The organism is Fuscibacter oryzae, from assembly GCF_016765795.1.
GTDB classification, from domain to species: Bacteria; Pseudomonadota; Alphaproteobacteria; order Rhodobacterales; family Rhodobacteraceae; genus Fuscibacter; species Fuscibacter oryzae.
The window spans coordinates 92,583-119,194 of sequence record NZ_JAESVP010000004.1 but is presented as its reverse complement, the minus strand read 5'-3'; the positions used below and the strand labels follow the sequence as shown (position 1 = coordinate 119,194).

The window sequence follows — 26,612 nt, the reverse complement described above, 5'->3', positions numbered from 1 at the left end:
GACCGGCCAGACCCTGTGCCCGGTCCGGGTAACCTGCCACGGAAGGACCAAAGATGACGCGACAGCGCTTTATACTTTTAACCCTTGCCCCGGCGCTGACCGTTCTGGGCCTCCTGGCGGCGGTTTCGACCGCCGGGGCTGTTTGGTTTTCGTTGATGAACCGGGTGTTGGGGTCGCCCGACTATGAATTCGTCGGGCTTTACAACTATCTGCGGCTTCTGCGCGACAAGCGGTTCTTCAACGCGCTGGAGATCTCTCTGATCTGGGAGCTGATCACGGTTGCCGGCACCTTGGTGGTGGCGGTTCTGCTGGCGGTTCTGGTGCATGAAACGGTGAAGCGGGCGCTTTGGCGCAACCTGATCTGCTTTGCCTTCCTTGCGCCGGTTCTGCTGCCCCGCGTGGCGGCGGCCTTCATCTGGCGGTTCCTCTATTCGCCCTCGCTGGGTCTGTTGAACTGGATCGTCGGAGAGGCGGGGTTAGGGCCGGTCGAGTTTCTGGCCAACCCGTCACTGGCACTGGTTTCGGTTGCGGTGGTCGATATCTGGCAATGGGGCCTGTTCTTCACGGTGATCCTCGTCAAGCTGCTGGAGACCATGCCGCGCGACCCTATCGAGGCGGCGATGCTGGACAACGCCCGCACATGGCAGATTCATGCCTATGTCACCCTGCCAATGCTGAAAGGGCCGCTGATCAGCCTTGCACTGGTCAAGGCGGTGGAATCGCTGCGGTCGTTCGATCTGATCTTTGTCATGACTGGCGGTGGCCCCGGCACAGCGACCGAAACGCTGGATCTTTACGCCTATCAATCCGGCATCAACCTTGGGGGTCGGGTGTCCTATGCCTCGGCCATGTCGATCCTGCTTTTGATCGTCACTACGGTCGCCTTCACCCTTATCTGGCGTGCGAGCAGAAAATGGTCCCGTTGATCCTTCGTATTCTGGCGCGGCTGGCGCTTGGGCTTCTGGTGCTGATCGCGCTGGCGCCTATCCTGTGGACAGCACTTGGCGCCTTCAAAGAGCTGCGCGACATCGTGACGCCGGTGCCAAAGCTGTTCTTCACGCCCACACTGGATAACTTTGCCACCATCCTTGGCAATCCCACCATTCGCGACGGGCTGGTAAACTCGGTTCTGGTGGTGGCGGCATCGGTGGGGATCGGCGCGCTGCTGGGGATTCCGGCGGCCCACACGCTGGCCCGTCACATGCGCCGGCGGGGCGATGACATCCAGTTCTTCGTCCTGTCGCTGCGCTTCATGCCGCCGGTGGCCATCGCCATTCCCTTCATCGTGATCTACCTTGATCTGGGGATCTACGACAGTCTGGGCGGGCTGATCCTCGTCTATCTGGTGACCACGATCTCAACCATGATCTGGCTGGCGACGCCTGCCTTCGAACGGGTTCCGCCCGAAATCGAGGAAGCCGCCGCGATGGAGGGCTGCTCGGAGGCCGAGGTTTTCTGGCGCATCTCTTTGCCGGTGGCGGCGCCATCCCTGTTTGGCGCGCTGGTCTTTACCTTCGTTCTGGTCTGGAACGAATTGCTGCTGGCGCTGACCCTTGCCGCGCAGAATGCCACGCTGCCGGTGGTTGCGGCCTCTATCACCTCTTTGGGCAAGGAAGTGCCCTGGGGCGTGATCAATGCCGCGACGGTGGTTCTGGTGCTGCCCCCGCTTTTCTTCATCGGCCTTCTGATGGGCCTTATCAACTCTATGATCCGCAGCGGCGGACGCACGAAAGGCTAAGACATGGCCCATATCGAATGCTCTGGTATCGTCAAAAGCTATGGCGCCCATCCGGTAATTGACGGGCTGAACCTGATGATCCCTGACCATGAGTTCGTGGTTTTCCTTGGCCCGTCTGGCTGCGGAAAATCCACCATGCTGCGCATGATCGCGGGGCTGGAAGAGGTGACGGCTGGGCGCATCAGCATCGGCGGGGCAGATGTAACCAACCGCCACCCCGGCCAGCGCGGCGTCGCGATGGTATTTCAAAGCTATGCGCTTTATCCCCACATGACGGTGGCCGACAACATTACCTTCGGCCTGCGTCGGGCGGGCGTGCCTGGCCCAGAGATTGATCGCCGCCTTGGCGAAGTTGCACGAATGCTGGGGCTGGAGCCGATGCTGAACCGCAAGCCAAAGGCGATGTCGGGTGGTCAGCAGCAGCGGGTTGCCATGGCGCGGGCCATGATCAAGACCCCCAAGGTGTTCCTGTTCGATGAACCCTTGTCGAACCTAGATGCCAAGCTGCGCGAAAAGCTGCGGACCGAGATCCGCAAGATGCACAACAGCCTGAAGACGACGACGATCTTTGTCACCCATGATCAGCTGGAGGCGATGACGATCGCTGATCGCATCGTGCTGATGCGGGCGGGCGCCATCGAACAGCAAGGCACGCCGGACGAGATTTTTGATCGCCCGGCCACACGTTTCGTTGCCGATTTCATCGGCTCCCCTTCAATGAATTTCCGGCTTGGCCGGATCGAGAGGGGCGCCGCGGTGGCAGGCTCTGTCCGCATCCCGCTGCCGCCGGGTCGCTTTGCCGTCGCCGAGGGGCAAGAGGTTGAGCTGGGTCTGCGCCCCACCCGGATGGAAAGGGTTTCGCCCGGCGCCGAGGGCGCAATCACGGGCCGCGTTTCGCTGATCGAGAACATGGGCGCAGAAGGCCAGATCATCGCCGAGGTTGACGGTGCCGATATGTCCTTTGTCACTCGCGATTTTCGCGGTCTCTCCATTGGCGATCCGGTCAGTTTTGCACTGTCGCCCGACCACCTTCACATCTTTGACCGTGCCACTGGCCGGTCCTGCCTTGCGTGATGCCCATGCTTTTGTCCCATGCCCATACCCGCTATGCCGCCAAGATCGCCCGTATCCGCGCCGGAGACTACCGGCGAGGCGACTTTATTCTGGCCGATGCCAAGGATGCCGACCTGTCGGGCGGCGTGATGATAACTGGTCCCCGCCGCGACGCCGCGGGGCGCATCACCGGCTACAGAAGCCGGGCCGAGTTTCTGGCCCGGATGCGCGCCCTGATCGATCAGGATGTCATCGACATAATGCTGGCCTCTGCCAGCAACATCGAGGCGCTGGCCGAAGATGGTGCCTTTGACGGCTCTGCTGTCATGCCAGCCTTTCGCGGCAACGAGGCGACCGATATGTGGGGCATCATCCGGCATGGGCGCTATCGCAGTTTTGCCTCGCACCCCTATCGTGGGGCGGACATGTCATTGGCCCGCGCCCCCCTTGGCCTCTATTCGCTGACCTTTCAGAATGATGCCGCAAGGGACGCTGCCACGCTGGAGGCCTATGCTGCCTTTCGCGCCGATACCCGCAAGGCCGGGGTCATGCATTTTCTGGAGGTGTTCAACCCCAACCTTGATATCGGTGTCCCGCCGGATGGTCTGGGTGCCTATGTCAATGATTGCATCTTGCGCGCGATGGGCAGCCTGACCCGCGCCGAGCGGCCAGAATTCCTCAAGATCGCCTATAATGGCCCTGCCGCGCTGGAGGAACTGGCCGGGCATGACCCGTCGCTGGTGGTTGGCGTTCTGGGCGGGGGCAGCGGCACGCATCGCGACACGCTTGAACTGGTGGCGCAGACCGAGCGCTTTGGCGGGCGGTTAGCGCTGTTTGGCCGCAAGATCAACGCGTCAGAGGATCAGCTGGCCCTGATCCGCTGGATGCGCCTTGTGGCCGATGGCGAGGCTACGCCCGCACAGGCCGTTCGGGGTTATCATGCCGATCTGGCAAGGCAAAACCTGATTGCAGACCGTGATCTGGACACCGACCTGCACATTACCGAAGATGCGCTGAAACTGGCCGCAACTGCCGACTGACGCGGCAGGCAAAAGCCAGTGCGAGGAGAACCATGAGCCGCAGCAACCAGCCATCAAACCGCATCGTCGCCGAGGTGGCCTGGCTCTACTATGCCAAGAACCTGACGCAAGGCGAAATTGCCAAGCAGCTGAACCTGTCGCGCCCGACGATCATCAGCTATCTCAAGCTGGCAAAAGAGCGTCAGATCGTCTGCGTCAAGATCGCCGGAGAGCATTTTCGGCTGAACGAACTGGCCGATGGCTTGCGCACGCGGTTCAACCTGCAAGATGCGCAGGTCATCCCCGCCGAGGGGCTGGAAGGCGAGGCGCTGACCCGCGCGGTCTGCGAGGCTGCGGCCCAGACGCTGCCCGATTTCGTGGAACCGGGCGATGAGCTTGGGGTCAGCTGGGGCCAGACGGTCTGGTTTGTGTCGGAAAACGTGCCGTGGTGGCCAATCTCCAATCTGACGGTTCGCCAGTTGATCGGCTCCATGGCAAACCCGTTGCTGCCCACATCGGAAAGCTGTTCAACTGAAATCGCACGCCGGCTGTCGGCGGCCTGCATCAACCTGAACGCACCGGCGGTCTGCACCACGGCGGCCTTGGCGGGCATGTTGCGGGCAGAGCCGATCATCGCAGAACAACTGACCAATCTGGCGCGCTGCACAAAGTCGATCTATTCCCTGAGCCCCTGCACGCCTGACACCCATGTGGTGCAGTTCAAGATCGCGACCGAGGCCGAGGTGGCCGATTATGTCGCGCGTGGCGCGGTGGGCATCATCGCCGGTCGCTTCATTGATGCCAACGGTGCGCCCGTGCTGGGTGCGTTGGATGAACGTCTGATCGGCACCGATCACCAGACGTTGCGGCAGATGACCGGGCTGCTGGTGGTCAGTGGCCTGCACAAGCTGGAGCCGACGCGCGCCGCCTTGCGGGGCGGCTATGTAGACAGGATCGTCATCGACGCACCCTTGGCGGCGGCGGTTCTGGGGATCTAACCGGGCCCGATGATCCGATGATCCGACTGCTACGGATATGGCAGCCCCGTTCGACACCTTGCAGCTTTATGTGGCGCGGCATCTGACCACACAATGATAGCCTCTCGGGGTCGGAATTGGTTTCATGATTGCTGGAGTGGACGGTTTTTTCCCCTCAAATGCGCTCCTTCGCCCAGGAGAGATGCGTTGTGCTGGCTTACGAATTGGCCTTTGGCAACCGCAACCGGGGTCGAACGCCGCTTTGCCTGCGATGCTGAAGACTTGATCGTAGGTCGTCTCAGCCAACCGTATCGCACGGACAGAGGCCGCCCGCTTGTCTCCCGAAGTTTGCATTCCGAAGGCAGAACCGAGCCATCCGGGCGGCGGCTCAGATCAAAGGGAATCTGGCCGACCCAGCCGATACCTTTGATGTAACGCTCGACAAATCGGCGCACCACCGGATCAACCAGCGGCACGAAGGCGACAGAGGCACTCCGCCCCGCGCGGTAAAGCCCACGATACGCGGCCAGTGCCGCCAGCCTGCCGCTATGGGCAAGCGCATAGGCGCAAATCTCCGTGGTTTTATACGGACATTTGCGCCATCCTTTGCCTATGACCGAGATGAACTGTCCAAAATGCGGTGCGGGCCTTGGACCAAGGCTCAAGGCCCTTAAAATGGTCAGTTGCGTGCATTGCGGCACCACATCATTTTTGCAGGACGATCAGTTCGTGCTGGCCGGTCAGGCGGGAGTGATGCACGATACGGCGCAACTGATCCGATTGGGCCAAAGCGTCACGATTGGCGGGCAGACCTATTTTCCACGCGGACAGGCCCGGTTCAGCTATGGCCGGGGAGAGTGGGATGAATTCTGGGCCGAAACCCAAGACGGTGGGGTCTGGATCTCGGTTGACGAAGGCGATGTCGTGATTCAGCGCCCGTTGTCAGCCACCGACGCACCCAAGACCGCCCCAGCCGAAACATTGGGTGCAGAGGTTGGCGCCGACGGCCGCTGGTTCAGCGTGACCGAGGTGGAAGAGGCCGAATGCGTGGCACTTGCAGGGTCTTTCCCGGAAATCCTGCGGGTCGGGGACCGCTATCGGTTTGTCAATTGCACGGGTAATGACGGCAGCTTGCTGTCGGGCGAAAGTGGCCCTGACAGTTGGACGTGGTTTCTGGGCACCTGGGTTGATCCGTTCGAGGTGACGGTGGCATGAAATCCGCCAGTTCCCCTGCCGCCATAAGCTGCCCCAACTGCGGGGCGGGGCTGAATGTGCTGGGCGGTGGCCGGGTGGTCAGCCAGATCTGCGGCTATTGCAGTTCCGAGCTTGATGCCGTCGCAGGGTATCGCGTCCTTAGCAAATTTGCCGAAATGCCGCGCCCGGAGACACCGCTTAAAATTGGTGACAGCGGCAAGGTTCTGGGCGTTGACCATCAGATTATCGGCATTCTGGGCTGGCGCGAAGAGGCGGATGGCAAAAGCTGGGACTGGACCGACCATCTGATCTATTCGCCAACCCACGGCTATTCCTGGCTGACGCTGGAAGCGAGACGCCTGTTCCTGACCCGCCGCTGGCGTCAGGGCACGCAGCCGGGCTGGGTCAGCGAGATCGCGGTCGAAACCTCAACCAGCCGCCCGCAGGTCCGCTTGGCAGGGCAAAGCTATGCCTATTACGAAACGTCAAAGGCGCGGATCACCTTTGCCGAAGGAGAGTTCACCTGGCGGCCCCATATCGGCGACCGCGCCACCACCATCACCCTGCTTGGCAGTGACGCGATGCTGTCGTTCACCGAAACCGGGGCAGAGCGCGAGGTGGAGCGCACGGTTCTGCCGCCGCAGACCGCGCTGTGGCAATCGTTCGGATTTGCTGCCGCTCCAGTGCGCGCACTTGGGCGCCACCCCCTTGAGACCATTGGCGAACCCCCGAACGAGCGGTTTCTGATCGCAGCAGCAGCAGCCTTTGCCGGGCTTGGCCTGCTGCTAAGCGCGGTTTTCGCCAGCATGTCAGGCCATCAGATCCTGCCACCAACCCGCCTTTCGGCGGCCCAGTTGCCCGTTGAACTGCCGCTGGAGGTTGATCAGGCGGGGCGATTGACGGTCGTGAACTTTCGCGGCGATCTGAATGATAACACCTGGGCCTGGCTGGAGGTGACGGTCAGTGACCCCGACGACCAGCCGATGTTTCAGATCGGGCGGGAACTGGGCCGGTTTTCCGGCCATGACAGCGATGGAAGCTGGACCGAAAGTTACGAGGGCAGCCAGTTGCGGTTTCGCCCCGAAGAGCCCGGCCGCTATATGATGGAGATTGACCTGCCAGAGCGTGGCATCGGGGAAACCACCGCAACCATGCCGCCGCCGCCCCTGACCGTCAGCGCCCGCGCCGGGGCGGCGACCGCCTTTCCCACTCTGGGCTTGGCAACCTTGTTTGCGCTGATCGGCGGCGGCCTTTTCCTGCGCCGCTCTTTGCGCGAGAAAGAACGATGGAGCGGATCGGACTGGGAAGACGAAGACACCGATGCTGGGGGAGATGACGATTGAACCTTGTTCGCACGGTCTTTGTTGTCAGCTCTTTGCTGGTGTCATCGGGGGCCGCCTATCTGGGCTATATGGGCATCGGCGGCGAAAGCCTGGATACCGACCGCTCAATCCGTCTTGGCAGCGGCGGCAACACATTTCAGAACGCAAACGTCAAATGAGGGAAAACGGCATGACCCTGTTTTCGGCTATCAACCCTGCTGAGGTCGTCTCGACGATCTTTTATACCGCCCTTGGCGTTGGCCTGATGGGCCTGTGCTGGTGGCTGATCACCAAGATCGCGCCCTTTCCGGTGGTGCGAGAGATCGAGCAGGATCAGAACACCGCCCTTGCCGTGCTGATCGGATCGGTCTTTGTGTCGCTGGCCATCATCATCGCGGCTGTCCTGCATTCATGACGCCTTTGGACGATGGCCCACCCCACGGGCGCGGGCGCGAGATCTGGCTGCTGGCCGCCACCTTCCTCGTGGCGGCGGCGGGAATGGTTTACGAATTGGTCGCGGCCACCCTGTCCAGCTATCTGCTGGGCGACAGCGTGCGGCAGTTTTCCTTGGTCATCGGGGTGTTTCTGGCCTCGATGGGGCTGGGGGCCTGGGTCACGCGCTTTGTGGACCGCGCGGTCAGCGGTTTTGTCTGGGCACAGATCGCGCTGGGGGTGATCGGCGGCTGCATGGCGCCCGTCATGTTCTTTGCCTATGCCTGGATGGGCGAGGTTGAACTGCCGCTGTATCTGTTTCTGGTTCTGACCGGCATTCTGTGCGGGATGGAAATTCCGCTGATTGCCCGCGTTCTGAAAGAGGTGGGCGCGGCGGCCTTCCGGTTCGAGAATGTGCTGAGTGTCGATTACGTTGGTGCGCTTGCGGCCTCGGTTGCGTTTCCATTGTTGATCGTGCCGCATCTGGGGTTGATGTCGGCCTCGCTTTCGTTCGGGGTGCTGAACCTGCTGGTCGCGGGTATCTCACTTTGGCTGTTTCGGGCGCAGGTCTCGCGCGGGTTGGTGGTGGTCTGGGCCGTGGCGCTGTGCGCCCTGTCGGTTTTTCTGGTGCAATCGGAACGGATGGTGTCGGTGGTTGAGGCCAGCCTCTTCGAGGATGAGGTGATCCTGTCACAAGACAGCCCCTATCAGCACCTGACCCTGACGCGGTTTCAGGGCCGGACCCGGTTCTTTCTGGATGCCTCGATCCAGTTCGATAGTCAGGACGAATACCGCTATCACGAGATGCTGGTGCAACCGGCGATGGCGCTGGCCCCCCGTCGGCAAAAGGTGCTGATCCTGGGCGGTGGTGACGGGCTGGCCGCGCGCGAGGTGTTTCGCAGCGCCGATGTGGCGGCGGTTACACTGGTCGATCTGGATGGGGCCGTGACGGGGCTGTTTCGCAGCCATGCCGATCTTGTGGCGCTGAACGCAGGATCGCTGAACGACCCGCGCATGACGGTGGTGACGGGCGATGCCTGGGCCTTTGCGGCAGAAAACCGCGACAGTTACGATGTGATCATCGTTGATCTGCCGGACCCAAAGTCGATTGCGCTGTCCAAGCTTTATACTCAGGAATTCTATGCCATGCTGGCAGAGCGGCTGTCGGCGACCGGGGTGATGGTGGTGCAATCCGGCTCTCCGCTGTTCGCGCGGCAGGGCTATTGGTCGGTGGTTCACACCTTGCAGGCGACGCGCAATCCATTTGTGCCCGGCGGCAGGCTGTGGGTGCTGCCCTATCATGTCTATGTGCCCAGCTTTGGCGATTGGGGGTTTACGCTGGTTGCAGCCCACCCACTGACCCCGCGCGACATTCATCTGCCGGATGGCCTGCGCTATGCCACGCCCGAGGTCTGGCGCGCGGCACAGGTTTTTGGGCCAGACGAGGCGGATATGCCCGCTGATGTGAACCGGCTGCAATCCCATGCGCTGGTGGGATATTACAGCGCCGGGTGGGATGCCTGGTTCAAGTGATCGGTGCCCCGCTCTATCCGGGAAAGGTGCGTGCGGGTTGGCTTTAGCGCGGCCTCGATCTCTTGCCAGGCCAGATCGGGGCGGGCCGCGCCGCACATGAAGATATCAACCGCGGCAAAGCCGATCTCGGGCCATGTGTGGATCGAGATGTGGGACTCGGCCAACAGAACGAGGCCAGTCACCCCGCCCCCGCCGCCGAAATGCTTGAAATGACTGGCGATCACCGTCGCACCGGCACGTTCGGCTGCCCGTCGCAAGACGCACTCCAACTCTGCCACCGCGTCAAGATGTGTGGCGCCGTATAGGTCAAGCAGCAGATGCAGTCCGGGGGCAAAGGGGGTCTGGGCCATGAGGCGCAGGCTACACCGGCCATGAATGGGTTCCAAGCGCCCACCGCTAGATTGGTTGCCCCGCCAGCAGGCGCGGAAGATCGCCCTTCAGCCCGGCCGCCTGCCGGATGAAACCGCGCCGCAGCCCGGGCAGCGCATTGACCGCCGCCAGCCCGATATCGCGCCCCAACCGCAACAGCGGGTTATCGTTGGAAAACACCCGGTTGACGGTATCCATCCCCAAGGCGAGCGAGGTGGAATCGAACCGCCGCCATGTCTGATACCGCTCCAGCACGTCAATCGCGCCGATATCCTCGCCCCGCCGCGCCGCCTCTACCAGCACCTGCGCCAAGGCCCCCACGTCGCGCAATCCAAGATTCAGCCCCTGCCCGGCAATCGGATGCACCCCATGGGCCGCATCGCCCGCCAGCGCGATGCGGGGCACTACAAATTTCTCGGCCAGGGTCAGGTTCAAGGGATAAGTGAAACGGTCCCCCGCCAGTGCGATCTTGCCAAGGAAATCCCCAAAGCGCGGGCGCAAGATCTCCAGATAGGCGGCATCGTCCAGCGCCTGAATCGCCTTTGCCGTGTCGTCCTGTTCGCTCCACACGATCGAGGAATGATGCCCCCCCGGCAGCGGCAGAATGGCCAGAGGGCCAGAGGGCATGAAGAACTGATGCGCAGTACCGTGATGGTCCTGTTCGTGATGCACTGCCGCGACCAAGGCCGTCTGGCCATAGCCCCAGCCCTGCCGCCTTATGCCCGCGCGCTGCGCCACGCCAGAGGTGCGGCCATCACAGCCCACCAGAACCCTGGCGGTCAGGCTGTCGCCATTGGCCAGGGTGACGCTTACACCCGCAGGACCAACCTGTTGCGCCACGACCGTCTGACCCGAAATCAGGCGGATGCGCGGCTCTTCGGCCATCGCGGCAAGGAAGGCCGCATAAAGGTGCCTGTCTTCCGCCATGAAGCCCATCGGGCCTTCTTCAATCTCGGCGGCGTCAAAAGTCAGGAAAAACGGCGCTGGCCCTTCGCCAGCCCGCCCGTCGCTGGCAACGATCTTCAGGATCGGCTGGGTCTTGTCTGCCAGTCGGGGCCAGACACCAACAACCGAAAGCAACCGTTTGGAGGCCACGGCCAGCGCATAGGCCCGCCCGTCAAACCCCGCCTCGGCCCGCGCGGGCGCTGGCCGGGCATCGACCACAGTGACAGTCAGCCCGCCTTGCGCAAGGGCCAGTGCAAGGGCGGGGCCGTTCAAGCCACCACCGACAATCAGGACATCGTTTTCCATGGCGGGAGTATGGCGCGACACATGGAAAAGGTCCATGCGCCGGGTTGTCTCGCCCCTCACCCCCTCACCCGACCCTCTCCCCCGAGGGGAGAGGGGGCTGCGATGGCCAACGGGGCATAGGTGGTCATCGGGACAAATTCCCTCTCCCCTAGGGGCAGGGGCCTTCAGGCCCTTTTCCCCACCACCGAAACCCCCAGAACCTCCAGCACCTTCGCCTCGATCTGGGGGGCGTCCATGCCGGCCACGCGGTACATCGCCTCGGGGCTGGCCTGATCGATGAAGGAGTCGGGTAGCACCATGCTGCGGTATTTCAGGCCACGGTCGAACACGCCCTCATGGGCCAGCAATTGGGCGACATGGCTGCCGAAACCGCCAACCGCGCCCTCTTCAATCGTGATCAGCGCCTCGTGGGTGCGGGCCAGTTGCAGGATCAGGTCGCGGTCAAGCGGCTTGGCGAACCGCGCATCGGCCACGGTGGGGGTGATGCCACGGGCCGCCAGCGCCTCGGCCGCTTTCAACACTTCGGACAGGCGGGTGCCGAAGGACAAAAGCGCTATCCGGCCGCCTTCGCGGATCATGCGGCCTTTGCCGATTTCCAGCGGCACACCGCGTGCAGGCATTTCCACCCCCACGCCTTCGCCACGGGGATAGCGGAAGGCAATGGGTCCATCGTCATGCGCGGCGGCGGTGGCGACCATGTGGACCAGCTCGGCCTCATCCGCCGCGGCCATCACCACCATGCCGGGCAGGTTGGCAAGGAAGGCCACGTCAAAGCTGCCCGCATGGGTCGCGCCATCGGCCCCGACCAACCCCGCCCGGTCGATGGCAAAGCGCACCGGCAGGCGCTGAATCGCCACGTCATGCACGACCTGATCGTAACCGCGTTGCAGGAAGGTGGAATAGATCGTGCAAAAAGGCTTCATCCCACCAGCCGCCAGACCGGCGCTGAAGGTGACGGCGTGCTGCTCGGCTATCCCCACGTCAAAGGTGCGCTTGGGGAAGCGTGCGCCGAACAGGTCCAACCCCGTGCCATCGGGCATCGCGGCGGTAATGGCGACAATCCTGGGGTCGGCCTCGGCTTCCTTGATAAGGCTTTCGGCGAAAACGCGGGTATAGCTGGGGGCGTTCGAGGGGGCCTTTTTCTGCTCACCCGTCACCACATCAAACTTGGCCCGCGCATGGCCCCGGTCGGGGGAGTTTTCGGCGGGCGCATAGCCCTTGCCCTTTTTGGTCAGCACATGGATCAGCATTGGCCCGGTGGCCCGGGCGTGGATGGTGCGCAACACGGGTAACAACTGGTCCAGATCATGTCCGTCAATCGGCCCGACATAGGTAAAGCCCAACTCCTCGAACAGGGTGCCGCCCACTGCCATACCCTTGATCATTTCCTTGGCCCGCCGCGCCCCTTCCTGAAACGGACCGGGCAGCAGCGACACCACGCCCCGCGCCGCCGATTTCAGGTCGTGAAACGGCGCGCCCGCGTACATCCGGCTGAGGTAGGCCGAAAAGGCCCCAACCGGCGGGGCGATCGACATTTCATTGTCGTTCAGCACCACGAACAGCCGCTTTTTCAGATGGCCGGCGTTGTTCATCGCCTCGAACGCCATGCCCGCAGACATCGAGCCGTCGCCGATCACCGCCACCGCATCGCCGGGGTCACCCCCCAGATCGGCCGCCACAGCAAAGCCCAGCGCGGCAGAGATAGAGGTTGAGGAATGCGCAGCGCCGAACGGGTCATAGGGGCTTTCGCTGCGCTTGGTGAAGCCCGACAGGCCACCTTCGGTGCGCAAGGTTCGGATGCGGTCGCGCCGCCCGGTAAGGATTTTATGCGGATAGCACTGGTGGCCCACATCCCAGATGATCTTGTCGCGCGGCGCGTTGAAAATGGCATGCAGCGCCACGGTCAGTTCCACCACACCCAGACCCGCGCCCAGATGCCCCCCCGTCACCGATACCGCGCTGATTGTTTCGGCGCGCAGCTCATCGGCCAATTGCCGCAGCTCTCGGTCCGACAGACCCTTCAGGTCGACGGGCAATTTCACGCGGTCAAGAATCGGGGTGGCGGGAAGGTCGGCCATCGTGGCTCCTCAGCTTTCGCGCGAGATAGCGAAGCGCGCCGCTGCAATCAAGTTCGCAGCCCCGGCCCCGTAAAGGGAAAGAGCGGATTCGGCTTGTGTCACCAGTTCGGCGGCCCGCGCCTTGGCGCCGTCCAGTCCCAAGAGAGAGACAAAGGTGGCCTTGCCCGCCCCCGCATCCTTGCCCACCCGCTTGCCGGTCTTGGCAGCATCGCCGGTGACATCCAGCACATCATCCCAGATCTGGAATGCCAGACCCAAAGCATCGGCATAGGCGCGCAAAGGTGCCGGATCGGCCCCGGCAAGCACAGCCCCCGCCTTGGCCGAAAAGCCGATCAGCGCGCCGGTTTTGCCCGCCTGCAACCGGGTGATCTGCGGCAGATTCAGTGGCACGGGCGCGGTTTCGGCGGCAATATCCAGCGCCTGCCCCAGCACCATGCCCTGGGCCCCGCTGGCCCGCGCCAGCCCGGCCACCAGCGCAATCCGCACCTGCGCCTCGCCCAGCGCCGGATCGGTCAGCAAGTCAAAGGCCAGCGTCTGCAAGGCGTCGCCCGCCAGAACTGCCGTCGCCTCATCCCATTTCACATGAACGGTGGGCAGACCACGCCGCAGGTCGTCATTGTCCATGCAGGGCAGATCGTCATGCACCAGCGAATAGGCGTGCAGCGCCTCGACCGCCGCTGCAGCGCTGATGGCGCGATCCGCGCTAACCCCCAGCATCCGCGCGCCTTCCAGCACCAGAAAGCCGCGCAACCGCTTGCCGCCCTGAACGGCATAGCGCATGGCATGGATGACCGGCTGATCGTCCAGCCCGGCCAAGGCCGCATCCAGCCGCGCCTGAATGGCCAGCGCATCGGCAGATAGAACCGCGTTAAAGCTCACAGCCCCTCCGCCGGAGTGGTGCCGGTGGCGCGGCCTTCCTGCACGCGGATCAATTCAACCTTTTCTTCGGCCGATTTCAGCTTGGCGGCGCAATGCGCCTTCAGCGCCGCCCCCCGCTCATACAGCGCAATCGACTGTTCCAGCGCCACATCCCCGCGCTCCAACTGGCCCACCACCGATTCCAGCGCGGCCATCGCCTCTTCGAACGTCATCTCGGCAACCGATTTTTCTGCGGGCTTGTCCGTCATCATCATTCCTTCAGCGCATCAACATGGGCGGCCACGCTTTTGGCCAACGCATCCAGATCATAACCGCCTTCCAAGACCGAGACCACCCGCCCGCCGGAACGCTGCACCAATTCCCGCGTCAGCCAGCCAAAATCCTCTGCCTGCCATTCCAACCCAGCCAAAGGGTCATCGGCATGGGCGTCAAACCCCGCTGAAATCAGCAGCAATTCCGGCTGCCACGCCTCCAGCTGCGGAAACACCTGCGCCTGATAGGCCGCGCGCATCGCCGCACCACCAGAGCCTTCGCGCAGCGGCACATTCACAATCTGCCCATGCGCGCCCTTTTCCACCGCGCTGCCAGACCCCGGATAAAGCGGCATCTGGTGGGAAGAGGCGAACAGACAGCGCCCCTCTTCCCACAACAGATCCTGTGTGCCATTGCCGTGATGCACGTCAAAATCGACGATGGCCACGCGCGACAGCCCGTGATGGTCCAGCGCCCGTTTCGCCGCGATGGCAACCGTGCCGAACAGACAAAACCCCATCGCCTGTGCCGTTTCGGCATGATGCCCCGGCGGGCGGCAGGCAACAAAGGCGCGCGACGCCTCGCCGCTCAGCACCGCATCCACCGCCGCGCAGGCGCCCCCGACCGCGCGCATCGCGGCCCGCAATGATCCGGGCGACAGAAAGGTGTCACCGTCCAGCATGGCCATACCCTCATCGGGCAGTTTCGCTTTCACCCGCTCCAGATAGGTCAGGGGATGACAGCGCAGCACATCCGCCTCATCCCCCATCGGGCAATCGCGCCGCGTCACGGACAGGTCAGCAAGACCCCGCTCTACCGCGTGCAAACGATCCGCCCGCTCGGGGTGGCCTGCGGGCGTAGCATGTGACAGGCAATCAGAATGTGAAAAGACCAGCACCCATTTGCACCTTTCGAAATACTCCGGGGTCCGGGGCAGCGCCCCGGCGGCTGCAAACTTCAGTCCGGTTGCAGCATATACCCCTCGCCGCGCACGGTTTGCAGATAGCGCGGCGTCTTGGGGTCATCCTCGATCTTGCGGCGCAGGCGGGTGATCTGCACATCGACCGCGCGTTCCTGGCCCGCACTGTCATCGGACGGGCTGTCGCCTACCAGCCGGTCGCGGCTGATCGGCACGCCGGGCTGGGCGGCAAAGGCGCGCATCAGGGCGGCCTCGGTCGCGGTCAGGCGCACCATTTCCTGGCCGCGCCACAACTCTCCGCGATCAAGGTCATAGCGCACCGCCCCCATATGCAGCACCTTGGGCGCAGCCTGCGCCGGGGCCACCTGCGGCATCCGACGCAGGATGGCGCCCACACGCAGCAACAGTTCCTTCGGCTCAAACGGCTTGACCAGATAATCGTCGGCCCCGGCCTCCAGCCCCTCGATCCGGTTGGCGCTTTCGCCCCGTGCGGTCAGCAGCAGGATCGGCACGGCACTGGATTTGCGCAGATCGCGGGTCAGGGCGATGCCATCCTCGCCCGGCATCATCACATCCAGCACGATCATGTCGAACTCCAGCCCCGCCAGCAACCGACGCGCCTGTGCGGCATCGCGGGCGGCAGACACCAAATAGCCGCTGCGGATCAGGAATTTCTGCAACAGCCCGCGAATGCGTTCGTCATCATCGACAATCAGCAGATGGGCCTGCGGGTCAGTCATTGCCGCCCCTCCTTCAACCCTTGATATTGCTGTCGCAATTCCGGGTCCATCATCGCCTCGAGCACGGTGCGAAAGCCCTGCACCGCCTGCGGCCCTGCGGCGCGATAGGCGGCCCGCATCCGGGCGCGTTGAGCATCAGACAATTCGCGCTCCAATGCGCGGCCCTTTTCGGTCAGGAACAGATGGCGTTCGCGCTTGTCCTTCTTGCCCACCCGCGCCTCGACCAGACCGTCATCGAACAGGGTGCGCAACACGCGGTTCAGGCTTTGCTTGGTCACGCCCAGAATGGCCAGCAGGTTGCCTACCGTGGTGCCGGGGCTGCGATGGACGAAGTGGATCGCACGGTGATGGGCGCGGCCATAATCCATGCCTTCCAGAATGCGGTCCGGGTCGGCGGTAAAGCCGCGATAGGCAAAGAACATCGCTTCGATGCCCTTCCGCAATTGTTCATCCGTCAGGAACAGAAGGCTTTCGCCCCCGGTTGAATTCTCGGCCATGCCATCCTCCACTGACGCGAACTTACGTCAGCCTTGTTGACATTCCAAGTCATGAAAGATAGCGATTCCGCAGTTTGGCGCAATATTATGTCCGAAGCAGACATTGCAGGCGCAACATTCGCAAATATCGGAGACTATGATGGCTGGCTATGACGATCGCGACGGGTTTATCTGGATGGACGGCCAGCTGGTCGAATGGCGCAAGGCGCAGGTCCACATTCTGACCCATGCGCTGCACTATGCCTCGTCCGTTTTTGAGGGTGAGCGCTGCTATAACGGCAAGATATTCAAATCGACCGAACATTCGCAGCGGCTGCTGAAATCGGGTGAACTGCTGGATATGCCGATCCCCTACACCGTTGAGCAGATCAACGCGGCGAAGGAAGCGGTGCTGAAGGCCAATGGCCTGACCGATGCCTATGTGCGCGCCGTCGCCTTCCGCGGGGCGGGGGATGAGATGGGCGTGGCCAGCCTTGGCAATCCTGTCCGTCTGGCCGTGGCCTGCTGGACCTGGGGCGCCTATTACGGCGATGCCAAGTTCCAAGGTGCCAAGCTTGACATCGCCAAGTGGAAGCGCCCCTCGCCTGAAACCATTCCCACGGCGGCCAAGGCGGCGGGTCTGTATATGATCTGCACCATGTCGAAACACGCAGCCCAGGCCAAAGGATGCAGCGATGCGCTGTTCTTCGACTATCGCGGCTATGTGGCCGAGGCGACGGGGGCCAACATCTTCTTCGTCAAGGACGGAGAGGTGCATACCCCCCTGCCCGACGCCATCCTGAACGGCATCACACGGCAGACCGTGATCGGCATGCTGCGCGCCAAGGGCATCACCGTGCATGAACGCCATATCATGCCCGCCGAACTGGAAACCTTTCAGCAATGCTGGCTGACCGGCACCGCCGCTGAAGTTACCCCAGTGGGTCAGATTGGCGATTACACGTTCGAAGTGGGCGCGCTGACCCGCGACATCGCCACCGAATACGAGGCGCTGGTGCGCAGCTAAAACGGAAAGGGGGCGGTTGGCCCGCCCCCTTTTTATAATTTCAGCACCAGATGCGGCACTCCGTCGGAAGTTGCGTCAAACGACCGTCCGTCCGCGCCGATGATCTTGCTGACCCGACTACGGTAGTTCGAAAAGCTGTCGAAAGTGACGACATCGACAGGCTGATCGAACTGCAACAGCACCTCCCATCGCCCCTCTGAAAGCTGCATCAGGCCAATCACCTCGGCCAGAACGGGCTGCTTCAGATAGGTGCCCTCGACGATCTGACCCACGGCCAGCGGCGGCGCGGGTCGGTTGCCAATAGCGGCATGCAGCGTGTTCCAGTCGCGCATCCCGTGGCTTTTTGCGACCAACTCCAACGCTTCGCTGTGGCCAGTCTCGCGGCCCTCGGCCTCCAGTGCGGTGCGCAGCGCGCGGGCCTGCGCCTTGGCTGCGTCCAATGTGGGAAGTTGTCCCATGATCCTGCGTTCCCTTTTCGAGACGCCGGGTGTTCTGCATGGTGCCTGCATTGCCAATGCGCCCGGCCTGAAAGGTTCAGCGGATTGCATCAAGGCGGGGATTCACCAAAGCCAAAGGCCGCAGACGGCAGGGCCCCGCAGCCCTGCCGCTTCGCTATGGGGCGTCGAACCTCCTGTCAAGCCGGTCAGACGCTGCGACCCCGCTCGATGCGGGCAAATTCCACGGCTTTGCGATTGGACGTGCCGCGCTGATGGGGTTTTTGCCACAGCCCGCGCCAAGGGCTTTCGCTGCGGTCACGCGCCACGCGCAGAAAGTGCTGCATCCGCGTGGCCCCTGCGGGTTTGCGATGGTCGATCAGATGTTTCATCTCGATCCTCCTGTTGTCTGTCCAAGGTAGGGGCGAATCGGCCATTTCCCAAATGTCTTGTCGCAGCCCCACCGGAAATCTGCCGGTGCGCGGGCCAATACCGACGCAATCCCGCCGGATCAGACGGCAGAGAAACAGTTATCAACGAACAGTTGCGTGCCATTGACGAATTCAGCGTCATCAGAGGCCAGATATAGCGCCGCCCGCGCAATATCTTCGGGCTGACCAAACCTGCCCTGCGCAGCCTTCAGCGCCGCCTCAGAGACATCGACACCCAGTGCCGACAACTGCTCGACCTCACGCTTGCCATGCGGGGTTTCGATGAAACCGGGGCAGACGGCGTTGCAGCGAATGCCCCGGTCGCGGAATTCAACCGCGATGGCACGGGCGAACATATGGCAAGCGCCTTTGGTCGCGTCATACAGCACCTCATTCGGGGTGGCGTAAACCGCCGAGATAGAAGATGTGCAGACGATGGCCCCCTTGCCCTGATCCAGCATCATCGGGAGGACGGCGCGGGTCATCAGATACATCGACTTCACATTCACATCGAACAGCATGTCCCAATCGGCTTCTTCGGTTTCAAGGAAGGGTTTGATGACGATGGTGCCCGCGTGGTTGAACAGCACGTTCACAGAGCCAAGGGCGGCGGCAACGGCGGCCACAGCCGCCTCGACCTGATCCTTGCGGCTGACATCGGCGGCGGCGAAAACCGCGCGGTGACCGGCCTGTACCATCTCATATGCCAGCGCCTGCCCAACTTCGACATTGCGGTCGATGATGCCCACCGCCGCACCTTCGGCTGCAAACATCCGCACGGCCGCAGCACCACAGCCCGTGGCACCGCCCGAAACGATGGCCACCTTGCCCTTCAATCGTTCACCCATGATCATCCCCCCTGTTTTTGGCAGCTTACCCGGCTATCATCCGCCTGCAAGGCAGGAGACGACCATGACACATCCGCTTTTCGACCTGTCAGGCAAGACCGCACTGATTACCGGATCGGGTCAGGGAATCGGGCTGTCGCTGGCGATAGGGCTTGCCAGCGCCGGGGCGCGTATCGTGCTGAACGGGCGCAGTGCTGATCGGCTGATCGGTGCGCAAGCAACCTTGCTGGACACAGGCGCGGCTGTGGACCTGCTGCCGTTTGACGTGACCGACCATCAGGCGGCAAGGACAGCGGTGGATGGCTATGAGACCAGCCATCGCCCGATCGACATTCTGGTGAACAACGCTGGTATCCAGCGCCGTGCGCCGCTGGAGGATTTCGACCCGGATGACTTCGAGGCGTTGTTACAGACCAATATCGCGTCGGTTTTCCATGTGGGACAAGCCTGCGCGCGCCATATGATCGGGCGAGGGGCGGGGCGGATCATCAATATCGCCTCGATCCAGACGGCTTTGGCGCGGCCCACCATCGCGCCCTATACGATGACCAAGGGGGCCGTGGCCAATCTGACCAAGGGCATGGCGACCGATTGGGGGCCAAAGGGGCTGCGCGTGAATGCCATTGCGCCGGGGTATTTCGACACGCCGATGAATGCCGCGCTGGTAGCCGACCCGGAATTCACCGGCTGGATTGCGCGCCGCACCCCGGCGGGGCGCTGGGGGCAACTGCCCGAATTGCAGGGTGCCGCGATCTTTCTGGCGTCAGACGCGGCATCCTATGTCAACGGACAGGTCCTGTTCGTGGATGGGGGAATGTCCGCCTGCCTTTAGGCAACCTCGGTTTCAACCTTCACGCCGCCGCGCGAAAAATGCGAATAGGGGCAGATGAAATGCCCCCGCTCGGCGATCTTTTCGGCCACATCCTTGGGCAGACCGGGCAGCGAAACCTGCAATGTCACGGCAAGGCCAAAGCCCCCTTCGGCACGCGGGCCGATGCCAACCTTGGCCGTCACGCTGGCATCCTCTGGCACGGTGCCCAGCTTTTCGGCCCCCGCGACAAAGCGCATCGCGCCCAGATAGCAGGCGGCATAGCCCAGCGCGAACAACTCTTCGGGATTGTGGCCCAGACCAGAGCCGCCCAGTTCCTTGGGCGAGGCCATCGTCATGGTCAGCTTGCCATCCGCCAGCTTTGACAGGCCATTGCGGCCGCCGCCGGTTGCGGTGGCTTCAGTCCAGTATTTCGGATCAACGGACATCGGATTTCCAATCGTTTGCGATTATATCGTATGCGATCAATATGCCGCCTCGAGATCCGAGTCAACGCCCTTGCGATTTAATCGCGCACGATTTATTTTGGACTTCGAGGTGCCCGATGCCAGAAACTGCCCCCCCCACCCTGCCCGACATGATCTGTTTCGCGCTGTATTCCGCCAACCATGCGATGCAGCGCGTCTATGCGCCGTTGCTGGCCGATATGGGCGTGACCTATCCGCAATATCTGGTGCTGCTGTCGCTGTGGCAGGAAGATGGGCAGACGGTTGGCGCCCTGGGCCGGGCGCTGCAACTGGAGTCGAACACCCTGACCCCGCTGCTTAAACGGATGGAGGTGCAGGGCCTGTTGTCACGCAGCCGGGACGGTGCGGACGAACGGCAGGTGCATATCAAGCTGACCGAAAAGGGGCGGGTATTGAAGGCCAAGTCAGGGGCCGTCACCGCCTGCATCTTTGACCGCTGCGGGTTGAATCTGGATCAACTGACAGCTTTGCGCGATGCGATCACCGAGTTGCGCGACCAACTGCGTCAAGACGGCTGACGGCCCAGTTTGCGGCTTCGGCCACGGTCGGGTCCGCATCTGCCTGAAGGAGCGCGGCAACGGCACGCAAGGCGGACTGGCCAGAATTACCGATGGCGTAAAGCACGTTCCTGACCATTCGGTCTCGTCCAATCCGCTTGATCGGGCTGCCAGCAAAGCGCGCCCGGAAGGCGGTATCATCCAGCGCGGCCAGATCGGCCAGCTCCGGCAAGCCGACCTTGGGCTGATAGCCGATGTCCCGCGCGGCCACCGCAAACTTGTTCCACGGGCAGGCGGCAAGGCAATCATCGCAGCCGTAGATACGATTGCCCATCAGAGGGCGCAGCGCCTCATCCACCGGGCCTTTGTGTTCGATGGTCAGATAGGAAATGCAGCGCCGGGCATCCAGTTTGTAGGGCGCAGGAAAGGCATTGGTCGGACAGGCCGTCAGACAGGCGATGCAACTGCCGCAATGGCTGACCTCGGGCGCGTCCTTGGGCAGGTCCAGCGTGGTGAAAATCGCGCCAAGGAAAAACCAGTTGCCCAGATCGCGCGACAACAGGTTGGTGTGCTTGCCCTGCCAGCCCAAACCCGCCGCCTGCGCCAGCGGCTTTTCCATCACCGGGGCGGTATCGACGAAAACCTTGATCTCGCCACCTGCCTGATCCAGCAGCCAGCGGCCCAAACGCTTGAGCCGCCGCTTGACCAGATCGTGGTAATCCTTGCCTTGGGCATAGCAACTGATCACCCCCCGGTCGGTCAGCGACAGGCCAGCGGTGGGGTCGGTTTCCGGGGTATAAACCTCGGCCAGCATGATCACGCTTTGCGCCTCGGGCCACAGGGCGGCAGGGTTGCCGCGCCAGCCCTCGCGCTCGGCCATCCAACCCATCTGGCCATGGGCACCCGCCTCCAGAAAGGTCCGCAGTCGTTCGGGCGCCAGCGGGATCGCATCGGGTGCGCAAATGCCCATGGCGGCAAACCCCTCGGCCTGGGCTTGCGCGAAAAGACGGGCGCGCAAGCCGCTCATACCGAGCCACCGATCAACCCGGCCTCGGTGAAATGGCGCGGAAACAGGGCCGCGGCAGAGGTAAGAACCGTCGCCCGCGCCTCTTCGCGGCTATAGGGGGTCTGGATTGTCACCATGTCCAGCCACATCCCCTCGACCGTCACGCGCAGCACGCGGGCCATACGCTCGGCATTGCCGGTATAGCCGTGGCGGGCGATCATGCGGGCGCAAAGGCTCTCCAGTTCCTGCATATAGGCCAGATCGTTGCTGCCGCAGCGTTCCTGATACAGCGGGCGGCTCTGCGCCTCTCCCCAATAGGAACACCAGGCAGCGATGCGCGAGGGGGTAAAAATTTCGGGGTTGAAATCGGCCGTCAGCATGGCGTGCAGCCGATCCGCCGGGTCATCGCCCGCACGCTCCAGCGCAGTTGTCCAGTTCTGGCGATATTCCTCGGCCAGATATATCAAGGTTTCGACCAGCAGGTTTTCCTTGCTGTGAAAGTGGAAATTCACCAACCCATGCGACAGACCCGCCCGCCGCGCCACATCTGCCATGGTCACGCGGGCATAGCCCTGACGCGCCAGCACCTCGATCGTGGCCTCGATCAGTTGGGCACGGCGGGCATCACGCGGCTGCTTGCGCGGCAAGGACAGGTCGGCGGCGGTCTGGGCGTGGTGCATCTGCACTCCGATTTTTGGTGCCAGTCTCATACAGGAAAGCCCGCGCCATGATAAGCGCGCTGAAACGGGCACCCGCTGGAATGTCACGAAACTGAAAGAAATCCGAAACTTGGCCGTCACGCCCGCCGACTAGGCCAGCGACAGGACGTGACCGACCGGGCGATACCTTTCGCCTAACCTGTGTGGGGCAGGGTCGGACCGGCGTTCCGTTGACATGACAGGAGTTTCACATGACCACCCTCAAGGGCCTTGCCTCTGGTGCCAGCCTGATCGCCATGCTGGCATCCGTTCTGGCCACGACCGCTGCTTCGGCCGAAACGCTGGCCGATATCGAGGCCGCCGCCAAGAAGGAAGGCGCGCTGACCACCATCGCGCTGCCGCATGACTGGTGCAACTATGGCGAGATCATCGCCAGCTTCAAAGCCAAGTATCCGGAAATCACCGTCAACGAGCTGAACCCCGACGCCGGTTCGGCCGATGAGCTGGAGGCGATCCGCGCCAACAAGGACAACACCGGCCCACAGGCCCCCGACGTGATCGACGTTGGTCTGGCTTTCGGTCCGCAAGCCAAGGACGAGGGGCTGATCCAGCCCTACAAGGTTTCGACCTGGGACGACATTTCCGCCGACATCAAGGATGCCGATGGCTTCTGGGCCGGTTCCTATTACGGCGTGATGGCGTTCGGCGTGAACACCGATCTGGTCAAGACCCTGCCCACCAAGTGGGATGACCTGCTGAAGCCGGATTATGCCGCATCCTTCGCGCTGACCGGCGATCCGCGCGCCTCGAACCAGGCGATTCTGGCGATCCTGTCGGCGGGCCTGTCGCGTGGCGCACAGCCGGGCGAAGAGTCGGGCAAGAAGGGTCTGGAGTTCATGGCCGAGCTGAACAAGGCCGGCAACTTCGTGCCCGTGACCGGCAAGTCGGGCACCATGGCCCAAGGCCAGACCCCGATCATCGCCGCCTGGGACTATAACCTGCTGGCGTGGCGTGACAGCCTGAAGGGCAACCCCCCGGTTGAGGTTGTGATCCCCGAAGGCCCGGTTCTGGCCGGTGTCTATGTGCAGGCGATCAGCGCCTATGCTCCGCATCCGAATGCCGCCAAGCTGTGGATGGAGCATATCTTCTCGAACGAAGGACAGAACGGCTACGTCAAGGGCTATTGCCACACCGCGCGCTTCAACAAGATGGTTGCGGCTGGCGAAGTGCCGAAGGAACTGCTGGACGCCCTGCCCCCGGCAGAGGCCTATACCCGCGCCGTCTTCCCGACTGTCGAACAACAGTCGAAGAACAAGGAAGTCGTTTCGGGTCAGTGGGATGCCGTCGTTGGCGCCCAGGTCGCCGAGTGATCTGACCTAAACCGGCCCCGCCACGCTGCTCTCCGTGGCGGGGCCACTTTTCAGGATATGCCGATGCCGCTTGCCCCTGATCGCCCGGCGTCCAGACTGCTGGTCTGGCTGGGCGTTGTTCCGTTTCTGGCCTTTGCCCTGCTGTTCCTGATCCTGCCGACCTTGCAGGTGGTGACGGGTGCATTCCGCACGCCCGACGGGGCCGTGACCTTGCAGAACCTGCGCGGCCTGCTGACGCCCAGCATTCTGCACGCGCTGGCGTTGTCGCTGAAACTCAGCCTGCTGACGGCGGCCTTGGGCTGCGTGCTGGGGCTGCTGCTGGCGGCGGCGGTTACGCGGGGCGGGTTGCCCGATTGGCTGCGCGGCGCGACCATGACGTTTTCGGGCGTCGCCTCAAACTTTGCAGGCGTGCCTTTGGCCTTTGCCTTTATCGCCACTTTGGGGCGGCTGGGGCTGATCACCGTGATCCTGCGCGACTGGTTCGGTATCAACCTGATGGCGACCGGTTTTAACCTGATCAGTTTTCCCGGTCTGGCACTGGCCTACCTCTATTTTCAAATTCCGCTGATGGTCCTGATCATCACCCCCGCGCTGGATGGTTTGCGCAAGGAATGGCGCGAGGCCGCCGAAAGCCTTGGGGCCAGCGGCGCGCAATACTGGCGCATGGTGGCCTTGCCGGTGCTGTGGCCTTCGCTTCTGGGTACATTCGCGCTGCTGTTTGCCAATGCCTTTGGCGCGGTGGCCACCGCCATGGCGCTGACCGGATCGTCGCTGTCGATCCTGCCGATCATCCTGTTTGCGCAAATCCGCGGCGATGTGCTGCAAGACCCGCATCTGGGCTATGCTGTCGCCTTTGCGATGATCTTCTTCACCGGCATTGCCAACCTGATCTACGTCACGCTGCGCGCCCGCGCCGAAAGGTGGCAGAAATGAAATCCGGCCGTCTCGTCTCTGGTCTGTTCTTCGGGCTGGCCTGCCTTTACTTTCTGCTGCCGCTGGTCGGCACGCTGGAATTTTCGTTGCGGGCCCGGCGGGGCGAATATTCGCTGGATGCTTATCGCAATGTGCTGGGCGATCCGCAGTTTCACCAAACGATCGGCTATTCCTTCATCCTGTCGATGGCAACGATTGTGCTGGGCGTCCTGATCATCGCGCCCACCGCGTTCTGGGTGCGGCTGAAACTGCCGCGCCTGCGCCCGGTGGTCGAATTTCTGACGCTGATGCCGCTGGTCATTCCGCCCATCGTCATCGTCTTCGGCTATATCCGGCTTTACAACACCTCTAGCTGGCTGCCACTGCTGGGGTCATCGGCGGGGTCGGATTTTCTGCTGGTCTGCGGCTATGCCACGCTGTCCTTGCCCTATATGTACCGAGCCATCGACACCGGCCTGCGCGCCATTGACGTAAGCACGCTGACCGAGGCGGCCCAGTCGCTGGGCGCGGGATGGGTCACGATCATGGCCAAGGTGATCCTGCCGAATATCCTTGTGGCGATCCTGTCCGGCGCCTTCCTGACATTCGCCATCGTCATCGGCGAATATGTCCTTGCTGCCTTGCTGAACCGCCCGGCCTTTGGCCCCTATATGGTCTGGATGGGCGGGAACAAGGCCTATGAACCTGCCGCGCTGGCGGTGGTGGCCTTTGCTATCACCTGGGCCTCTATGGGGCTGATCCAGCTTTTCTCCCGTTTCTCAAAACATACGCAGGCACGCCGCTGATGTCGTTCATAACGCTGCAAAACATCCAGAAATCCTTTGGCGCGACGCAAGTGGTGCGCGATTTTTCCCTTGGCATCGAAAAGGGAGAGTTCATTTCGCTTCTCGGCCCCTCGGGCTGCGGCAAGACCACCGTGCTGCGGATGCTGGCCGGGTTCGAAGGCCCGACTTCTGGGCAGATTTCCATCGACGGGCAGGATATGACGGGCCTGCCCGCCAACCGCCGCCGCATCGGCATGGTGTTTCAGTCCTATGCGCTGTTTCCCAACCTGACCGTGGCCGAAAACGTGGCCTTCGGATTGAAGGTTACCGGCACCCCGCGTTCCGAAGCCGCAAAGCGGGTGGAGGAGATGCTGGGCATGGTTGGTCTTGGCGGGTTCGGTGCGCGCTATCCGTTCCAGCTTTCGGGTGGCCAACAACAGCGCGTGGCGCTGGCACGCGCCATCGCGCCGCGCCCTCGCGTTCTGCTGCTGGACGAGCCGCTTTCCGCACTGGATGCGAAAATCCGCATTTCCCTGCGCAGCGAAATTCGCGCCATTCAGCGCGAACTTGGCATCACCACCCTGTTCGTGACCCATGATCAGGAAGAGGCGATGTCGATGTCTGACCGCGTGGTCGTGATGTATGGCGGGCGGGCCGAGCAGGTCGGCGCACCTTCCGAGATCTACAACCGCCCTGCGAGCCGCTTCGTTGCCGAATTCATCGGGTCGCTCAACCTGTTGCCCGGCACGATCACCGATGCCGCCGCTGGACTGGTTGAAACTCCGGCAGGTGCAATCGCTCTGGGCCGGACACTGGATCAGCCGACCGGCACGCCGGTTTCGCTGGCGATCCGGCCAGAGGGGCTGCACATGGGATATGAGGGCAATGTGGTCCTGAACACCCGCGTCGCCGACAGCGAGTTTCTTGGCTCTATCATCCGGCTGCGGGTGATGACCGGGGGAAATATGCCCCTGATCATCGCCCGGTTCAACCGCGAGGGCCAAATGGTGCCACAGCCGGGCCAAGACCTGACCGTTTCTGTTAATGCCAGCGACATCATCGTGCTGGACGGGCGGGCGGCGTAAGCCCCCCGGCGTAATGCCGGGGGGGCGGTT

General features: G+C 62.9%; 31 protein-coding genes. 17 read left to right on the top strand and 14 right to left on the bottom strand.

Translation table 11 applies throughout. The annotated features are described in order from the left end of the window. Positions 1-53 precede the first annotated feature (53 nt). The 10 genes from JI744_RS08775 to JI744_RS08730 all read left to right on the top strand — a co-directional run bounded on the left by JI744_RS08775 (position 54) and on the right by JI744_RS08730 (position 9,268). Entirely contained in the window at positions 54-926 is an 873-nt protein-coding gene (locus JI744_RS08775) for a carbohydrate ABC transporter permease (RefSeq protein WP_202659682.1), read from the top strand. Continuing rightward, a complete protein-coding gene (locus tag JI744_RS08770; RefSeq protein WP_202659680.1) occupies positions 914-1,738 on the top strand; it encodes a carbohydrate ABC transporter permease in 825 nt (274 codons plus the stop codon). Before JI744_RS08775 ends, JI744_RS08770 begins: the two co-directional genes overlap by 13 nt. 3 nt (positions 1,739-1,741) lie before the next feature. Continuing rightward, positions 1,742-2,812, top strand: coding sequence for an ABC transporter ATP-binding protein (locus JI744_RS08765; protein ID WP_202659678.1), 1,071 nt, complete (start codon positions 1,742-1,744; stop codon positions 2,810-2,812). Next, the gene (locus JI744_RS08760; protein WP_236019350.1) at positions 2,812-3,831 is read left to right on the top strand and encodes a hypothetical protein; all 1,020 of its coding nucleotides are present in this window, start codon (positions 2,812-2,814) and stop codon (positions 3,829-3,831) included. Before JI744_RS08765 ends, JI744_RS08760 begins: the two co-directional genes overlap by 1 nt. Positions 3,832-3,863: 32 nt before the next feature. Further along, the gene (locus JI744_RS08755) at positions 3,864-4,808 is read left to right on the top strand and encodes a sugar-binding transcriptional regulator (protein ID WP_202659676.1); all 945 of its coding nucleotides are present in this window, start codon (positions 3,864-3,866) and stop codon (positions 4,806-4,808) included. A gap of 591 nt (positions 4,809-5,399) precedes the next feature. Then, positions 5,400-6,002, top strand: a complete 603-nt coding sequence (locus JI744_RS08750) for a DUF4178 domain-containing protein (protein ID WP_236019349.1) — start codon at positions 5,400-5,402, stop codon at positions 6,000-6,002. Continuing rightward, positions 5,999-7,324 carry a DUF4178 domain-containing protein gene (locus tag JI744_RS08745; RefSeq protein WP_202659674.1) on the top strand — a complete coding sequence of 442 codons (1,326 nt, stop codon included), beginning with the start codon at positions 5,999-6,001 and terminating at the stop codon, positions 7,322-7,324. Before JI744_RS08750 ends, JI744_RS08745 begins: the two co-directional genes overlap by 4 nt. Continuing rightward, positions 7,321-7,482 carry a hypothetical protein gene (locus JI744_RS08740; protein ID WP_202659672.1) on the top strand — a complete coding sequence of 54 codons (162 nt, stop codon included), beginning with the start codon at positions 7,321-7,323 and terminating at the stop codon, positions 7,480-7,482. Before JI744_RS08745 ends, JI744_RS08740 begins: the two co-directional genes overlap by 4 nt. An 11-nt stretch (positions 7,483-7,493) precedes the next feature. Then, the gene (locus JI744_RS08735) at positions 7,494-7,718 is read left to right on the top strand and encodes a DUF350 domain-containing protein (protein WP_202659670.1); all 225 of its coding nucleotides are present in this window, start codon (positions 7,494-7,496) and stop codon (positions 7,716-7,718) included. Next, on the top strand, positions 7,715-9,268 hold the full coding sequence (locus tag JI744_RS08730) for a polyamine aminopropyltransferase (RefSeq protein ID WP_202659668.1): 1,554 nt from the start codon (positions 7,715-7,717) through the stop codon (positions 9,266-9,268). The genes JI744_RS08735 and JI744_RS08730 overlap by 4 nt, the downstream gene beginning before the upstream one ends. Here JI744_RS08730 and speD read toward each other — a convergent pair. The 8 genes from speD to JI744_RS08690 form a co-directional block, all read right to left on the bottom strand. Further along, positions 9,235-9,618 carry an adenosylmethionine decarboxylase gene (gene speD, locus JI744_RS08725; RefSeq protein ID WP_202659666.1) on the bottom strand — a complete coding sequence of 128 codons (384 nt, stop codon included), beginning with the start codon at positions 9,616-9,618 and terminating at the stop codon, positions 9,235-9,237. The two genes, JI744_RS08730 and speD, sit on opposite strands and share 34 nt — an antisense overlap. 46 nt (positions 9,619-9,664) lie before the next feature. Continuing rightward, on the bottom strand, positions 9,665-10,888 hold the full coding sequence (locus JI744_RS08720) for an FAD-dependent monooxygenase (protein ID WP_202659664.1): 1,224 nt from the start codon (positions 10,886-10,888) through the stop codon (positions 9,665-9,667). A 164-nt stretch (positions 10,889-11,052) separates the two neighbouring features. After that, on the bottom strand, positions 11,053-12,966 hold the full coding sequence (gene dxs / locus JI744_RS08715; RefSeq protein ID WP_202659662.1) for a 1-deoxy-D-xylulose-5-phosphate synthase: 1,914 nt from the start codon (positions 12,964-12,966) through the stop codon (positions 11,053-11,055). A gap of 9 nt (positions 12,967-12,975) precedes the next feature. Beyond that, positions 12,976-13,845, bottom strand: a complete 870-nt coding sequence (locus JI744_RS08710; RefSeq protein ID WP_202659660.1) for a polyprenyl synthetase family protein — start codon at positions 13,843-13,845, stop codon at positions 12,976-12,978. Continuing rightward, on the bottom strand, positions 13,842-14,093 hold the full coding sequence (locus JI744_RS08705) for an exodeoxyribonuclease VII small subunit (RefSeq protein WP_202659658.1): 252 nt from the start codon (positions 14,091-14,093) through the stop codon (positions 13,842-13,844). The genes JI744_RS08710 and JI744_RS08705 overlap by 4 nt, the downstream gene beginning before the upstream one ends. Positions 14,094-14,095: 2 nt before the next feature. After that, on the bottom strand, positions 14,096-15,034 hold the full coding sequence (locus JI744_RS08700) for a histone deacetylase family protein (protein ID WP_236019370.1): 939 nt from the start codon (positions 15,032-15,034) through the stop codon (positions 14,096-14,098). A gap of 20 nt (positions 15,035-15,054) precedes the next feature. Then, a complete protein-coding gene (locus JI744_RS08695) occupies positions 15,055-15,756 on the bottom strand; it encodes a response regulator (RefSeq protein WP_202659654.1) in 702 nt (233 codons plus the stop codon). After that, positions 15,753-16,253, bottom strand: coding sequence for a MarR family winged helix-turn-helix transcriptional regulator (locus tag JI744_RS08690; protein WP_202659652.1), 501 nt, complete (start codon positions 16,251-16,253; stop codon positions 15,753-15,755). The genes JI744_RS08695 and JI744_RS08690 overlap by 4 nt, the downstream gene beginning before the upstream one ends. 139 nt (positions 16,254-16,392) lie before the next feature. On the opposite strand from JI744_RS08690, the gene JI744_RS08685 reads away from it, so the two are divergent. After that, the gene (locus JI744_RS08685) at positions 16,393-17,259 is read left to right on the top strand and encodes a branched-chain amino acid aminotransferase (protein WP_202659650.1); all 867 of its coding nucleotides are present in this window, start codon (positions 16,393-16,395) and stop codon (positions 17,257-17,259) included. A 32-nt stretch (positions 17,260-17,291) separates the two neighbouring features. Here the strand turns inward: JI744_RS08685 and JI744_RS08680 are convergent, their stop codons facing one another. The 3 genes from JI744_RS08680 to JI744_RS08670 all read right to left on the bottom strand — a co-directional run bounded on the left by JI744_RS08680 (position 17,292) and on the right by JI744_RS08670 (position 18,972). Next, positions 17,292-17,717, bottom strand: a complete 426-nt coding sequence (locus JI744_RS08680) for a glyoxalase superfamily protein (RefSeq protein WP_202659648.1) — start codon at positions 17,715-17,717, stop codon at positions 17,292-17,294. 185 nt (positions 17,718-17,902) lie between these two features. Further along, on the bottom strand, positions 17,903-18,085 hold the full coding sequence (locus JI744_RS08675) for a hypothetical protein (RefSeq protein ID WP_202659646.1): 183 nt from the start codon (positions 18,083-18,085) through the stop codon (positions 17,903-17,905). Positions 18,086-18,204: 119 nt separating this feature from the next. Continuing rightward, complete coding sequence (locus JI744_RS08670; protein WP_202659644.1) at positions 18,205-18,972, bottom strand: SDR family NAD(P)-dependent oxidoreductase; 768 nt, start codon at positions 18,970-18,972, stop codon at positions 18,205-18,207. Positions 18,973-19,036: 64 nt separating this feature from the next. Here JI744_RS08670 and JI744_RS08665 point away from each other — a divergent pair, with 64 nt between their 5' ends. Next, positions 19,037-19,804, top strand: coding sequence for an SDR family oxidoreductase (locus JI744_RS08665; RefSeq protein WP_202659642.1), 768 nt, complete (start codon positions 19,037-19,039; stop codon positions 19,802-19,804). Here the strand turns inward: JI744_RS08665 and JI744_RS08660 are convergent. Further along, the gene (locus JI744_RS08660; protein WP_202659640.1) at positions 19,801-20,229 is read right to left on the bottom strand and encodes an organic hydroperoxide resistance protein; all 429 of its coding nucleotides are present in this window, start codon (positions 20,227-20,229) and stop codon (positions 19,801-19,803) included. The two genes, JI744_RS08665 and JI744_RS08660, sit on opposite strands and share 4 nt — an antisense overlap. A 116-nt stretch (positions 20,230-20,345) precedes the next feature. Between JI744_RS08660 and JI744_RS08655 the strand changes: the two genes are divergently transcribed. Further along, positions 20,346-20,786, top strand: coding sequence for a MarR family winged helix-turn-helix transcriptional regulator (locus tag JI744_RS08655; RefSeq protein ID WP_236019348.1), 441 nt, complete (start codon positions 20,346-20,348; stop codon positions 20,784-20,786). Here the strand turns inward: JI744_RS08655 and queG are convergent. Both queG and JI744_RS08645 read right to left on the bottom strand, forming a co-directional pair. Continuing rightward, on the bottom strand, positions 20,749-21,792 hold the full coding sequence (gene queG, locus JI744_RS08650) for a tRNA epoxyqueuosine(34) reductase QueG (RefSeq protein ID WP_202659638.1): 1,044 nt from the start codon (positions 21,790-21,792) through the stop codon (positions 20,749-20,751). The genes JI744_RS08655 and queG overlap by 38 nt on opposite strands. After that, the gene (locus JI744_RS08645; protein WP_202659629.1) at positions 21,789-22,481 is read right to left on the bottom strand and encodes a TetR family transcriptional regulator; all 693 of its coding nucleotides are present in this window, start codon (positions 22,479-22,481) and stop codon (positions 21,789-21,791) included. The genes queG and JI744_RS08645 overlap by 4 nt, the downstream gene beginning before the upstream one ends. A 200-nt stretch (positions 22,482-22,681) precedes the next feature. On the opposite strand from JI744_RS08645, the gene JI744_RS08640 reads away from it, so the two are divergent. The 4 genes from JI744_RS08640 (at position 22,682) to JI744_RS08625 (ending at position 26,582) form a co-directional block, all read left to right on the top strand. Then, the gene (locus JI744_RS08640) at positions 22,682-23,800 is read left to right on the top strand and encodes an ABC transporter substrate-binding protein (protein WP_202659621.1); all 1,119 of its coding nucleotides are present in this window, start codon (positions 22,682-22,684) and stop codon (positions 23,798-23,800) included. A gap of 63 nt (positions 23,801-23,863) precedes the next feature. Then, on the top strand, positions 23,864-24,733 hold the full coding sequence (locus tag JI744_RS08635) for an ABC transporter permease (RefSeq protein WP_236019347.1): 870 nt from the start codon (positions 23,864-23,866) through the stop codon (positions 24,731-24,733). Continuing rightward, complete coding sequence (locus tag JI744_RS08630) at positions 24,730-25,518, top strand: ABC transporter permease (protein ID WP_202659617.1); 789 nt, start codon at positions 24,730-24,732, stop codon at positions 25,516-25,518. Before JI744_RS08635 ends, JI744_RS08630 begins: the two co-directional genes overlap by 4 nt. Continuing rightward, positions 25,518-26,582 (top strand): ABC transporter ATP-binding protein, encoded by a 1,065-nt coding sequence (locus JI744_RS08625; RefSeq protein WP_202659615.1) that lies wholly within the window; start codon positions 25,518-25,520, stop codon positions 26,580-26,582. Before JI744_RS08630 ends, JI744_RS08625 begins: the two co-directional genes overlap by 1 nt. The last annotated feature ends 30 nt before the right edge of the window (positions 26,583-26,612 follow it).